At 69.4% G+C, this 13,079-nt stretch carries 8 protein-coding genes; 3 read left to right on the top strand and 5 right to left on the bottom strand.

The features are described from left to right. Positions 1–595: 595 nt before the first annotated feature. Positions 596–5,470 (bottom strand): EAL domain-containing protein, encoded by a 4,875-nt coding sequence (locus AC07OC_RS11460; protein ID WP_218339314.1) that lies wholly within the window; start codon positions 5,468–5,470, stop codon positions 596–598. Between the two features lie 301 nt (positions 5,471–5,771). Here AC07OC_RS11460 and AC07OC_RS11455 point away from each other — a divergent pair, with 301 nt between their 5' ends. Next, positions 5,772–6,239: a MerR family DNA-binding transcriptional regulator gene (locus AC07OC_RS11455; protein WP_218339315.1), complete on the top strand. Its 468-nt coding sequence runs from the start codon at positions 5,772–5,774 to the stop codon at positions 6,237–6,239. Continuing rightward, entirely contained in the window at positions 6,236–6,694 is a 459-nt protein-coding gene (locus AC07OC_RS11450; protein WP_370627748.1) for a PaaI family thioesterase, read from the top strand. The genes AC07OC_RS11455 and AC07OC_RS11450 overlap by 4 nt, the downstream gene beginning before the upstream one ends. A 44-nt stretch (positions 6,695–6,738) precedes the next feature. On the opposite strand, the gene AC07OC_RS11445 is transcribed toward AC07OC_RS11450, so the two are convergent. The 3 genes from AC07OC_RS11445 to leuA all read right to left on the bottom strand — a co-directional run bounded on the left by AC07OC_RS11445 (position 6,739) and on the right by leuA (position 10,321). Next, positions 6,739–7,839, bottom strand: a complete 1,101-nt coding sequence (locus tag AC07OC_RS11445; RefSeq protein ID WP_218339316.1) for a 3-deoxy-7-phosphoheptulonate synthase — start codon at positions 7,837–7,839, stop codon at positions 6,739–6,741. Positions 7,840–8,006: 167 nt separating this feature from the next. Then, on the bottom strand, positions 8,007–8,510 hold the full coding sequence (locus AC07OC_RS11440) for a C40 family peptidase (RefSeq protein ID WP_218339317.1): 504 nt from the start codon (positions 8,508–8,510) through the stop codon (positions 8,007–8,009). 131 nt (positions 8,511–8,641) lie between these two features. Beyond that, positions 8,642–10,321, bottom strand: coding sequence for a 2-isopropylmalate synthase (leuA, locus tag AC07OC_RS11435; protein ID WP_218339318.1), 1,680 nt, complete (start codon positions 10,319–10,321; stop codon positions 8,642–8,644). 435 nt (positions 10,322–10,756) lie between these two features. On the opposite strand from leuA, the gene AC07OC_RS11430 reads away from it, so the two are divergent. Then, complete coding sequence (locus AC07OC_RS11430; RefSeq protein ID WP_218296384.1) at positions 10,757–11,119, top strand: YciI family protein; 363 nt, start codon at positions 10,757–10,759, stop codon at positions 11,117–11,119. Positions 11,120–11,128: 9 nt separating this feature from the next. Here AC07OC_RS11430 and AC07OC_RS11425 read toward each other — a convergent pair whose 3' ends face one another. Further along, entirely contained in the window at positions 11,129–13,072 is a 1,944-nt protein-coding gene (locus tag AC07OC_RS11425; RefSeq protein ID WP_255590943.1) for a putative bifunctional diguanylate cyclase/phosphodiesterase, read from the bottom strand. Positions 13,073–13,079 lie beyond the last annotated feature (7 nt).

Raw genomic sequence — 13,079 nt, 5'->3', positions numbered from 1 at the left:
TGGGGCCGAGCCCCCGGCACCGGTCCACACGGCGGCTCGCGATGAGGCGGCCGGCGCCGAGCGGACAGGGCTCCGCGCCAGCCCGCAGGTTCCTTACCGCCACCGCCTGGGGGGCCTTTATATTTCTCATTTGCTATCAATTGAGTAGCTGTTGGCGCTTCTTCCATCAGCGCTTCATGCCATTTCAATGCCAATCCTCTCTGTGGGAATGTTCAGTGCGTAAAACTGGGGATAGTTTTGGCACAACCGCCTGGTTATCCACAGAAAAAGGCCGTGGCCGTGTTTTGTCCCCTTTCGCGCGACATCGGAAAGAGGGATCGGTGCACAGGGTTGGGCGGCGTGCAAGTGCGCGCCACGGCGAGGGAAAAGGCAGTTGTCCACATCCTGGGCCGCCTTCTACTACTACGACTATGTATTTATAGAAAACATAAGAAGAAGACAGGGGAGAACTTCCCGCGCCGGGCACGCGGTGCCGCGGCAACACCTTGTGGGGCCTTGCGGACGGACCGGTGCACGCAAAGGAGGGCGAAGGCAGGGGCGCGGCGATCCGCCGCGGGTGGGGACTGAATCCCGAAGACGGGCCGGCGGAAGCTCGCTACGCGGCGCAGGACCGCAGGAAGGCCCCCAGAACGTCCGCGGAGAGGGGTCGGCTGAAGAGGTAGCCCTGGTAGTGCAGGCAGCCCGCGCGGGCCAGCAGCTCGCGTTGCTCGGGGGTTTCCACCCCTTCGGCGATGACTTCCAGGCCCAGGCTGCGCGACAGGCCGATGATGGTGTCCACGATGGCCGCGTCGTTGGGGTCGGTCAGCAGGTCGCGCACAAAGCTCTGGTCGATCTTGAGCTGGTCCAGCGGCATGCGCTTCAGGTAGCTCAGGCTGGAATAGCCGGTGCCGAAGTCGTCCAGCGAGAAGCCCACGCCATAGGAGCGCAGCGCGGCCATCGTGGCGATGGTGGTTTCCATGTCTTCCACCAGCAGGCTTTCGGTCAGCTCCAGCTTGAGCAGATGCGCCGGCGCGCCGGTGATGGCCAGCACGCGGGCCACGTCGTCCACGAAGCTGGCGTGGCGGAACTGGCGCGAGCTCACGTTCACCGCCATGGTCAGGTGGGCCAGGGCCGGGTCGTCCTGCCAGCTGGCCAGCAGCTTGCAGGCCGTGTGCAGCACCCAGCGGCCCAGGGGCAGGATGAGGCCCGTCTCCTCGGCCAGCGGGATGAACTGCGCGGGCGGCACCATGCCGCGCTGCGGGTGGGCCCAGCGCACGAGCGCCTCCACCCCCACGCAGCGGCCGGACAGGTGCATCTGCGGCTGGAAGTGCAGCAGGAATTCCTCCTGCGCGAGCGCGGCGCGCAGGTCGGTCTCCAGCCCGGCGCGGGCGGTCACCACGGCCTGCATGTCGGGGTCGAAGAAGCGCAGCGTGTTGCGCCCCGCCGTCTTGGCCTGGTACATGGCCAGGTCCGCCTGCTTGAGCAGCTCGCCCACGCTGGTCTGCTCGCCCGTGAACGGCGCGATGCCGATGCTGGGCGTGCTGCGGTACTGGTACCCTGCCAGCGCGTAGGGCACGGCCAGCATGGTGAGGATCTTCTCGCCCACGCTGCGTGCGTGCAGGGCCAGTTCGTGTGGCCTGGGGCTGAGCTCCTCGAGCATCACCACGAACTCGTCGCCGCCCAGCCGGGCCACCGTGTCCACGCTGCGCACGCAGGTGTTCAGGCGCTGCGCCACCTGTTGCAGCAGCAGGTCGCCCTGGTCGTGGCCCAGGGTGTCGTTCAGGGTCTTGAAGTTGTCCAGGTCGATGAACAGCAGCGCACCGCCCTGCAGGCGCCGGTGGGCGTTGGCCAGCGCATGGCCCATGCGGTCCATCAGCAGCATGCGGTTGGGCAGGCCGGTGAGCGCGTCGTAGAACGCCAGGCGCTGGATCTCGCGCTCGTTGGCCTTGCGCTGGCGGATGTCGGTGTTGATGGCCAGGATGGACTGCGGCTGGCCGCTGTCGCCGCGCACCAGGGTCCAGCGGCCCTCGACCTCGATGGTGCTGCCGTCGCGGTGGCGCTGCACGATCTCGCCCGTCCACTCGCCCTGCTCCAGCACCGTGCGCGTGGCGTGGCGGAAATGGGTGGGGTCGTCGTAGAGCAGCGTTTCGATGGACTGGCCCAGCGCCTGCAGCTGCGACCAGCCATACAGGCGCTCGGCGCTTTTGTTCCAGAAGATGATGCGGTGCTCCAGGTCGCGCACCAGGATCGCGTCCTGCGCCTTGTCCAGCAGCGAGGCCTGGTGGCGGATGCGGGCATCCGCCAGCTGCCGGTCGATCTCGGACGAGGCGCGCGCGGCAAAGATCTGCAGCGTGGAGGTGATGAAGTCCGTCTCGGCGATGGGCTGGCGGAACAGCACGAACACGATGCCCACCACCTCGCCATCGGCATTGCACAGCTGCTGGCCCGCATAGCCCTGCGCGCCCACATGGCGCAGCATGGGCGCCTCGGGGTGCAGCTGCTGCACCTTCTCGGTCACCACATACGCGCGCTGCGACAGCAGCATGAGGCTGGGCGTGCCTTCCAGGGTGTATTCGTCGTTGGGCAGCATCTGGCCATCGAGCACCGCCGCGAGCGTGACCACCCGCGGGGCCTGCCCCTCCACCGGTGGCAGCAGCCGCACCACGCAGCCGCCCTGGGCCCCCAGCGCATCGGCCATGTTGCGCACCAGCTGCACGAAAAACTCCGTGCCCGTGCTCGCCGACACGGCGGCCGCCACCTTGAGCACCGAGGCCTGCAGCCGCTGCTGCGCCTTCTGCGCGCGCAGGCTGGTGATGCCAAAGGCCAGGTCGTTGGAGAGCTCCTGCAGCAGGGCCGCCTCTTCGGGGCTGATCTGCAGGATGTCCGGCGCATACAGGTACAGCAGGCCGAAGGTGCGATCGCGGTCGCGCAGCGGCAGGCAGATCACGCCGTGAAAGCCGTTGTCCAGCATGCGCTCGGTCCAGTCGGCAAAATCGCCCTCGGCGCGGATGTCCTGCACGATCACCGGCTTGCCCGAGCGCACGGCCATGCCCGCGGGACCCCGGCCGTAGCGGTCCTCGGCCGACCAGGACAGGTGCAGGTTCTCCAGGTAGTTCTGGTTGTGGCCCGCGTGGGCCACGGGCTGGATGGACTTGCGTTCGTCGTCCAGCGCGAAGCCCACCCATCCCATGCGGTAGCCGCCGATGTCCACGGCGATGTGGCAGATCGCCTGCAGCAGCGCGGTCTCGGACGTGGCGCGCACGAGGGTTTCGTTGCAGGCGCTCAAGAGGCGCTGCGCGCGGCCCATGCGGGCCAGTTCGCGTTCGGTGCGCAGGCGCTCGGTCACGTCGGTGGCCAGCACCTGGCGCGCGGGGCGGCCGTTGAAGCTGATGCTGCCCGCCGTGATTTCCACGTCCATGAACGTGCCGTCCTTCTTGACGTGGCGGCTGATGACCGGCTTGTTGCGCTGGTCCATCGCAATCGCGTTGATGGTGGCCCGGATGCTGGCGCGGCGCTCCGCCGGCCACAGGTCCGTCATGTCCATCCCCAGCAGCTCGGCTTCGGCATAGCCGTAGTGCGTCTCCATCGACTGGTTCACGGCCTGCAGGCGCAGCGTTTCCCTGTCGTACACCCACATCGGATGGGGGTGCTCGTCGAACAGCATGCGGTACTGCTGCTCCGATGCCCGCAGCTGCCCCGCCACATGCCGCAGCTGCACCATCGCGCCCAGGGATTCGGTGAGGATCTCCAGGTGCGCGACGTCGCGCCGCGAAAACGCGTGGGCCTTGTCCGAAACGACCTTGAGCGAGCCCACCACGCCCTCGGCGGTGCGCAGCGGCACCGCCATCACGGAGCGCACGCCGTGCCGGTGGGGCAGCGAAACCATGTCCCAGCCCTCGGCCTCGGTGTCATTGCACACCACGGTGCGCCCTTCGCGCAGGGCGGGCCACAGCAGGCTCTGGTCGGCCGCCAGCATGTGGCCCACGGGCCGCACGTGGTCGCCCGCCGATGCCTGCGCCACCAGCTGGCGGCCCTGCAACAGCTCCACCAGCGCCCCGCGCGCCAGCGTCTGGCGCAGCACGGTGTCGGCCACGAGCTGGAGCACCTCGGGCAGGGGCATGTCCAGCGACGAGATGCGCTGCTGCACCTGCAGCAGCTCCGCATGGTTCTGCGCATCGCGCTGGGCATCGAGTTCGGTCAGCTTCTGCGCGCTGATGTCGGTCATGCCGCCCACCATGCGCACGGCCTTGCCTTCGGCGTCGCGGATCAGGAAGCCCCGGTCCAGCACCCAGGCATAGCTGCCGTCCTGGCGCCGGAAGCGGTATTCGGCGGACCAGTGGTTGTCCGTGCCGCCAATGGCCGCGTGGAGGCCCCGGAGGATTTCCTCGCTGTCTTCGGGATGCAGCCGCAGCGTCCACGAGGTGCTGTCGGGCGGCAGCTGGTCGAGCGGCACGCCGAACAGGTTCTGCATGCCTTCGTTCCACCACATGAGGTCGGTGTCCAGGTTCCAGTCCCAGACGGCATCGGCCGTGGCGCGCGAGACGAGGTGAAAGCGCTCCTCGCTTTCACGGCGCGCCTCCTGGGCCAGGTGCTGGGCCGTGATGTCCTGGAAGGCCCCCTGGATGCGGACGATGCGTCCCCCGGCATCGCGCGCCGCCTGCCCGGCGGTGCGCACCCAGAAGCGCCTGCCGCCCGGCATGTCCACCTCGGCTTCCACGTCAAAGGGCGTGCCGTGGTGCCGGCAGTCATCGAACGCCTTTTGCATCTGCGGCCGGTAGGGCGGCGTGTACAGCTGCAGGACCTGCGCCAGCTCGCCCACGCGGTGGTGGAGCCCATAGGCGGCCGCGATCTCCTGCGACCACACGAGCTGCATCCCGGGCAGTTCGACCGTCCAGCCGCCCACGCGGGCGATCCGCCCCGCCACGCGCTGTGCCTCGCCCTGCGCGACCATCTCGGCATGCATCTGGTCGCGCTCCCGCACGAGCTGGGCCAGCAGCCTTTTCTGGCGGCGCAGCTCCAGCTGCACCATGGCCTGGCCCGCGAGGATCGTGAGGGCCTCGATCTGCCCTTCCTCCAGCGTGCGGGGCACGGTGTCCACCACCGCGAGGGTGCCCAGGGTGAACCCCTCGGGCGTCACCAGCGGCACGCAGGCGTAGAAGCGGACATGGGGTTCGCCCAGCACCAGGGGATTGCTGGCGAACACGGGGTGGAGCGTGACGTCGGGCACCACCACCGGTTCGCGGCCGCCGTCCAGTGCCTGGGCACAGAACGCGATGGCGCGCTCGGTCTGCTGGAAGGGAATGCCGACCGCCGCCTTGAACCACTGGCGCTCGCTGTCGAGAAAATTGACCACGGCGATGGGGCAGCCGCACACCCGTGCGGCCAGCGTGGCCAGCTGGTCGAAGCCTTCTTCCGCGGGGGTGTCGAGGATCGCGTAGGACTGCAGTGCCGTGAGCCGCGCTGCCTCTTCGGGTGCGTGGGCTGGCGGCATGGTCAGGCCGCTGTGGCGTTGGCTGTGCCCGCTGGCGCGCACCCCAGTTCCAGCGCCCGGGGGGCCTGGAGCTTGTTGCGCAAGAACTGGAACAGCGTCGTCGTCAAAGGGGTCGGGCGGCAAGAAAAGAACCGGACGGGGTGCGGGCAGAAGAAGCACGCGCTCGCGCTGCCCCCTGAAACGTGAATCCTACACCGCAGAGCGCCGGACCGAGCGGTCACCACCATGCGGGTTTGCCCCAGAACGCCGCCAGTCGCCCCGGCAACCTTCGCGCAGCGCCATGCTTGCTAGGCTGCGTGCCATGCAGATATCCGAACTCGCGCAACGCACCTCGGTTTCCGTCCACGCCCTGCGCCACTATGAGCGGCTGGGGCTCCTGCAGCCGCGCCGGCGGGCCAATGGCTACCGCGACTATCCACCGCGCATGCAGCGCGAGGTCGTGTTCATCGCCATGTCGCGCCAGCTTGGCTTCACCCTGCCGCAGATCGCCCTGCGCCTGGGCGCCTACCGGGCAGGCACCCTGCGCACCGAGACCATGGTGCAGGCCCTGCAGGAGCGCGCGCAGGCGCTGGACGAGCAGATCGATGCGCTGCGGGCCCAGAAGCAGCGCGTGCTGGAGCACCAGGCCTGGCTGCAGGCGCAGCAGGCAAGGCCGCGTGCCGCCGCGTCGGCGCCACCGGCGCCCTGGCCGCGCGTGCGGCCCCTCGCCACGCCACCCCCATCGGCCCGCACCCGTCCATCCACCACCTCCGCAAGGAAAGCACCATGACCTCTTTGTCCGCACATTCCGCCGCCGCGCCCATGGACCATCTTCGGTCCCTGGTGCTGGCCATGCCCATGGCGCGCACGCTGGGCCTGCGCTTCGTGCGCGCCGAGCCGGGCGCGGTGGAGGTGGAGATTCCGGTGAGCGACGCCTTCTGCTTTCGCCCCGGCCAGCTGCAGGCCACCGCCGTGTTTGCCGTGGCCGACTTCGCCGCCGTGGGCGCGGCCGGCAGCGTGCTGCCGCCGGGCTGGGTGAATGCCACGGTGGACGCCACCGTGAAACTCGTGGCCCCCGCACGGGGCGTGTGCCTGCGGGCGCGCGGGCGCGTCATCGACGCGGCGCGGCTGCTCACGGTGTGCGCGTCCGATGTGTTCGCTGTGGATGCGGATGGCAAGGAAACGCTGTGCGCCACCCTGCTGGCCACGGCCCGCAACATCGACGCCACCGTGGCGCCACGGTAGCTGCCGTGGCCCGCTGCAGAGAGAGCGCCGGGCCGGCGGGTCGGTCAGGCGCGTGCGCGCCGCGCGCGCACGGCGGCGGCCAGGCCTTCCAGCACCGGCACCGTCTGCGCGAAGCTGATGCAGGCATCGGTCACCGACACGCCGGGCGCGAGCGGCTGGCCGGGCACGATGTCCTGGCGGCCTTCCTGCAGGTGGCTCTCGATCATGAGGCCGGTGATGCGCCGGTCGCCCGCGGCGATCTGCCGGGCGACGTCGTCCGCCACGGTGATCTGGCGCTGGTGCTGCTTGCTGCTGTTGGCGTGGCTCACGTCGATCATCACCTGCTCGCGCAGGCCCGCCGCCTGGAGCATGGCACAGGCGGCATCCACATCGGCCGCGCTGTAGTTGGGCTGCTTGCCGCCGCGCAGGATCACGTGGCAGTCCTGGTTGCCGCGCGTCTCGAAGATCGCGGCCTGGCCCATCTTGGTCATGCCCATGAAGGCGTGCGACGCCTGCGCGGCCTGGATGGCGTCGCTGGCCACCTTCACGCCGCCGTCGGTGCCGTTCTTGAAGCCCACGGGGCACGAGAGGCCGCTGGCCAGCTGGCGGTGGCTCTGGCTCTCGGTGGTGCGCGCGCCGATGGCGCCCCAGCTCACCAGGTCGCTGATGAACTGCGGCGAGAGCAGGTCCAGGAACTCGGTGCCCACCGGCAGGCCCGTGGCCAGCACGTCCAGCAGCAGCTGGCGCGCCAGCTCCAGCCCCTCGTTGATGGCGAAGCTGCCATCCAGGCGGGGGTCGTTGATGTAGCCCTTCCAGCCCACGGTGGTGCGGGGTTTTTCAAAGTAGACGCGCATCACGACCAGCAGGTCGGCCTGCAGCGCGTCGGCCTGGATCTTCAGCTGGCGCGCGTAGTCCATCGCCTGGTCGTGGTCGTGGATGGAGCAGGGGCCCACCACCACGATGAGCCGGTCGTCCTGGCCGTGCAGCACGCGCGAGATGGCGGCACGGCTGGTTTCCACCAGGGTCTGCGCGGCGTCGGGCGTGGGCAGCCACTCCTGCAGCAGCGCAGGCGTGATGAGCGGGCGCACGGCCTTGATGCGCGTGTCGTCGATGCGTGTCGTGTCGTGGGTGGAGATCGGGGTGGCGGAGCGGTGTGCGTGGGTCATGGTGGCCCTGATTGTCGCGCGGGCGGGGCCATCGGCTGGCCGACGATGTGGTCACACTGCCTGCAACTGGCGCGTCCCGGGCGAGGGACGCCGAGCAAGGGCCGCCCCGCAGCAAGGGCGTCGTCCCCCTCAGGGGGAAGGCGCCGAAGGCGACTCAGGGGGAGCCGCTACGGCCGCCGGAACGCCGCATTCTGCCGCGACCAGTGCCGCGACTGCAGCTGGTCGAGCCGCACCGTGCCGCCGGTGGACGGCGCGTGCACGAAGCGCCCTTCCCCCACGTAGATGCCCGCATGGTTGGGCTGACGGCCCGTGCCGAACACCACGAGGTCTCCGGCGCGCAGCTCGCTGCCGTCGATGGGGTAGCCCCAGTTGTTGAGCTGCGCCACCGTGCGGGGTGGCGGGGTGCCCACCTGGTTGCGGTACACATAGCCGATCAGCCCGCTGCAATCAAAGCCCGCATCGGGCGTGTTGCCGCCGTAGCGGTACGGCGTGCCCACCAGGCCGAGCGCGTGGATGGCGATGTCGTGCGCCTGCTCCGCGGTCAGGGGTGGGGTGGTGCGTACCGGGGCTGACGAAGAAGGCGACGGGGGCCGCGAGGTGCCGCAGCCGCCCAGCGCCAGCAGGGCGGCGGTGCAGGCGGCCAAGGCCAGTCTGTGAAAAACAACGCGCATGGCCCGAAGGGTAACGGATAGGCCCCGGCGCCTGCGCGGACTCCGTCCATGGCCTGGGGCTATTGGCCAAAATGCCGCCAGCGCTTGGTGGTAAAGCGCTGGCAGCTATCTTTTTTACAACAGCGGCGGGGTCACACCGCCGCCGTGGCGGCCACGCCCTGGCGCCGCTCGGCCAGCCGGTTGGCCACGCTCACGATGGCCAACACCGACGCCGTCACGATGTTGTGGCTCATGCCCGCGCCGAAGGTGGAGCCGGCCACGCCCTCCATCGCGGCCTCCACGATGGCCAGCGCCTGGGCGTGGGCTCCCGTGCCGGTGGCGCGCTCTTCGTAGTGGTCCACGCGCAGCGGCAGGCCCAGCGCATCCACCGTGGCGGCGATCGGCCCGTTGCCCTGGCCGCGCAAATGCTGGCGCATGCCGTCGATGGTGACGTCGAGCTCGATGCCCTGCCCGTCTTCATCGAGCCGGTGGCTGTGGCAGATGATGGCCGCCTGGGCCGGGGCGCGCAGGTAGGTGGCCTGGAACAGGTCCCACAGTGCCTCGCCGCTCATCTCGCCTTCGCTCGCGTCCGTCTGGCGCTGCACCACGGCGCTGAATTCGACCTGCATGCGGCGCGGCATCACCACGCCGTGTTCGCGCTCCAGCAAGAACGCGATGCCGCCCTTGCCCGACTGGCTGTTCACGCGGATCACGCTGTCGTACGTGCGGCCCAGGTCCGCGGGGTCGATGGGCAAGTACGGCACTTCCCACAGCGCGTTCGGGTCCTGCGCCGCAAAGCCCTTCTTGATCGCATCCTGGTGCGAGCCCGAGAACGCGGTGAACACCAGGTCGCCCGCGTAGGGGTGGCGCGGGTGCACCGGCAGCGAGGTGCATTCCTCCGCGATGCGCGCCACCGAGGTGATGTCCGAGAAGTCGAGGTTCGGGTGCACGCCCTGCGTGTACATGTTGAGCGCCAAGGTCACGATGTCCACGTTGCCGCAGCGCTCGCCGTTGCCGAAGAGGCAGCCTTCCACGCGGTCGGCGCCGGCCATCATCGCCAGCTCCGCCGCGGCCACGCCGGTGCCGCGGTCGTTGTGCGGGTGCACCGAGAGCACGATGTGCTCGCGGGGGGCGAGGCGCCGGTCCATCCATTCGATCTGGTCGGCGAACACGTTGGGCGTGGCGTTCTCCACCGTGGTGGGCAGGTTGATGATGATGGGGCGGCCGGGGCCCGCGTTCCAGGCCGCGATGGCGGTCTGGCAGGCCTTGAGCGACACGTCGAGCTCGGTGGCGCTGAAGGTCTCGGGCGAGTACTGCAGCGTCCACGCTGTGGCGGGCTGCGCGTCGGTGAGCTGCTTGAGGTAGCCCACATGGTGCGCGATGAGCTGCATCACCTGCGTCACGTTCATGCCGAACACGATGCGCCGCCAGGCAGGCGCCGTGGCGTTGTACAGGTGCACGATGGCGCGGGGCGCGCCCTTCACGGCCTCCACCGTGCGCGCGATCAGGTCCTCGCGCGACTGGGTCATGACCATGATGGTCACGTCATCGGGGATGAGGTTTTCGTCGATGAGGCGGCGCACGAAGTCGAAATCGGTCTGCGACGCGGCCGGAAAGCCGACCTCGATCTCCTTGAAGCCGATGCGCACCAGCTCCTGGAAGAGCTTCATCTTGCGCTCGCCGTTCATCGGCTCGAACAGCGCCTGGTTGCCGTCGCGCAGGTCGGTGGAGAGCCACACGGGCGCGCGGGTGATGCTGCGGGTGGGCCACTGGCGGTCGGTCAACGCGACCGGGGCGATGGGCTGGTACTTGGTGGCGGGCTTGGCAATCATGAGAGGCTCCACGAACGGTGTGTGCGGTGCGCTGAAAAGAAGAATGCGCGGTGCACGGGTCAGACGAAATGAATGAAGAAAACAAAACGTGTGACATCCCCTGCAGCCCTTTGCGTGTGCAAAGGCTGGTTCGCGGGCCGGGGTCAGGGGGAGATCAGGTGTTGCGCTGAGCGGATCAGGCAACGGTGGCGAACGCAGGCAGACCCCGGCCAGGCACTAGTAGGCCTAGCGATAGGGTGGGTAGGAGCATGCTGCGTTGCATAGAGGCCTGAAGATAGCACAGGCTTGCTGCGCTGCGCAAGGCTTTGATGAAAAGTGCCGCCAGCGCTTGATGGATAAGCGCTGATAGCTATAAAAACAGTAGTAAAGGCGGCTGGTAGGATGGCGCCTTTCGCTTTGCCCCCCTCCCCTCTCGCTTCGCCAGGAGACCCTCTCATGCCCTACATGCTGCTCATCATGGAACCCCACGGCCAGCGGGCCGAGCGCGGGCTGGCGGGAGGCCAGGAGGCGTATGCCCGCATGCTGCGCTTTGGCGAGGGCCTGAAGGCCCGGGGCCTGCTGCGCGCCACCGAGTCGCTGGCGTCCACCGACCAGGCCGTGCGCCTGCAGGTGCGCGAAGGGCAGTCCCGGCTGGTGGATGGGCCGTTCGCCGAGACGAAGGAAATGGTGGGCGGCTTCTTCCTGCTCGACTGCGCCACGCGCGACGAGGCCGTGGCCATCGCCCGCGAATGCCCGGCCGCCGAATGGGCCACCATCGAGGTGCGCGAGGTGGCGCCGTGCTACCACGGGGCATCGTGACCTGGGCGGCTAGGCGCGGCGCGTGGTGCCTTCCTGCAGCAGTGCCTGAAACTGCTCCACCGGCATCGGCCGCGCAAACAGGTAGCCCTGCAGCACGTCGCAGCCCTGGTGCACCAGGTAGTCGGCCTGTTCCGGCGTTTCCACCCCTTCGGCCGTGATCTGCAGCCCCAGGCCATGGGCCAGGGCCACGATGGCGTTGACGATGGTGCGGCTGTGTTCGTGGCCGGGCAGGTCCTTGACGAAGCTGCGGTCGATCTTGAGGCGGCGCATCGGCAGCTGCCGCAGGTAGGCCAGCGACGAATAGCCGGTGCCGAAGTCGTCGATGGCCAGGTGGATGCCCAGCTGGCTCAGGCGGTGCAGCGTGTGCGCGCCCGCTTCCATGTTGTCCATGAGCACGGTTTCCGTGAGCTCGATCTCCAGCAGGTGGGCGGGCAGGCCTTCCTCGCGCAGGATGTCCATCACGCGTTCGAGGAACTGCGCATCGCCCAGCTGCCGCGCCGAGATGTTGACCGATACCCGCAGGGGCCCGCCGGCCTGCCACCGGGCGGCATCGCGGCAGGCGGTGCGCATCACCCAGTAGCCCAGCGGGACGATGAGGCCGCAGTCCTCCGCCACCATCACGGCCTCCAGCGGCGGGACATGGCCCAGCTCCGGGTGCGACCAGCGCAGCAGCGCCTCCGCGCCCACCAGCGCCTTGCCGGCGGCGGCGAACAGGGGCTGATAGTGCAGCGCGATGCCCTCGCCCTGGTCGAGCGCGGCGCGCAGCGCATGCTCGATGGCCTGGCGGCGGACCACCGCCAGGTTCATCGACGCGTCAAACCGCACGCACCGGTTCTTGCCCATGTCCTTGGCCCGGTACATGGCCGTGTCGGCGTTGCTCACGAGGCTGTCCATGTCCGCCGCATCGTCTGGAAAGATGGCGATCCCGGCGCTGCAGGTCATGGTCACCTGCTGGCCCACTTCGGTGAAGGTGGGGCGAAAGACGCCCACGATGCGCTGGCCGTAGGTGTTCAGTGCCGCGTCGTCCATGTCCAGCCGCAGGATCACGGCGAACTCGTCGCCGCCCAGGCGCGAGATCGCGTCGGCGGCGCGCACCACGGACTGCAGGCGCCGGGCCACCTGGCGCAGGAGGCCGTCCCCGGCCGCGTGCCCGAAGGTGTCGTTGAGGGTCTTGAAGTTGTCCAGGTCGATGTAGACCAGGGCGACGCGGGAGCCCAGGCCACGCGCGCGCTCGATCTCGGCGGCCAGGCGTTCGTTGAACGCGTGCCGGTTTCCGGTGCCGGTGACCGCGTCGGTGTGGGCGAGCGTGTGCAGGCGGTTTTCGGCGTTGCGCACGGCCGCCTGGCTGCGCAGCACCATCGCGGCCGCCAGGGCCATCACGCACCCCGCGATCAGCAGCGCGCTGACGAAGCGGATGGCCAGGCGGGCGTACACCGCGCTCATGGACTTGCGAAAGTACAGCGTGCCCGACACCACGCCGCCCATCTCCACGGGCCGTGCGATCTCCAGCACGCGCAGCCCCGCGCGCTCGGCCACACCGGCCATGCCCGCGGCCGGCAGCGTGGCGGGAAAAGCCTGGTCCGCGTCGCGTGCGTAGTGGGCCAGCAGCCGGCCCTGCCGGTCGTAGACGTCCGCGCCCAGCACCATCGGCGACGCCTTCAGCGCCCCCAGCATCTCGCTGGCCGTGTGCGCATCCTGGAACATCACCGCGGCCGAGATGTTGTCGGCCACGATCGCCGCCTCCACCCGGCTGTCCTGCAGCATGGACTGCCGCGTGCTCCAGTAGTCCACGCCCGTGAGCGCCAGCACCACCGTCAGCAGCGCCAGGCCCGCGGCCAGGAGGCCGGTGGCCACGAGCCGCGACGACGGCAGGGGCTGCGCGGCCCCCGGCTCCTGCGCGGGGGCCTGCGGCATGGCGGGCGCCTTCGTTTTTTCCTGATTCTTCTTCGTCATCATCGTC

The sequence above is a fragment of the Acidovorax sp. GW821-FHT10E04 genome, assembly GCF_059415185.1.
Note: the sequence above shows the minus strand (reverse complement) of the source record. Positions and strands in the feature narration are given on the sequence as shown.

Excerpts from the sequence above, each read along its gene's own strand:
- AC07OC_RS11460 (WP_218339314.1), bottom strand. The coding sequence starts at position 5,470 with ATGCCGCCAGCCCACGCACCCGAAGAGGCAGCGCGGCTCACGGCACTG.
- AC07OC_RS11455 (WP_218339315.1), top strand. The coding sequence starts at position 5,772 with ATGCAGATATCCGAACTCGCGCAACGCACCTCGGTTTCCGTCCACGCC.
- AC07OC_RS11450 (WP_370627748.1), top strand. The coding sequence starts at position 6,236 with ATGACCTCTTTGTCCGCACATTCCGCCGCCGCGCCCATGGACCATCTT.
- AC07OC_RS11445 (WP_218339316.1), bottom strand. The coding sequence starts at position 7,839 with ATGACCCACGCACACCGCTCCGCCACCCCGATCTCCACCCACGACACG.
- AC07OC_RS11440 (WP_218339317.1), bottom strand. The coding sequence starts at position 8,510 with ATGCGCGTTGTTTTTCACAGACTGGCCTTGGCCGCCTGCACCGCCGCC.
- leuA (WP_218339318.1), bottom strand. The coding sequence starts at position 10,321 with ATGATTGCCAAGCCCGCCACCAAGTACCAGCCCATCGCCCCGGTCGCG.
- AC07OC_RS11430 (WP_218296384.1), top strand. The coding sequence starts at position 10,757 with ATGCCCTACATGCTGCTCATCATGGAACCCCACGGCCAGCGGGCCGAG.
- AC07OC_RS11425 (WP_255590943.1), bottom strand. The coding sequence starts at position 13,072 with ATGACGAAGAAGAATCAGGAAAAAACGAAGGCGCCCGCCATGCCGCAG.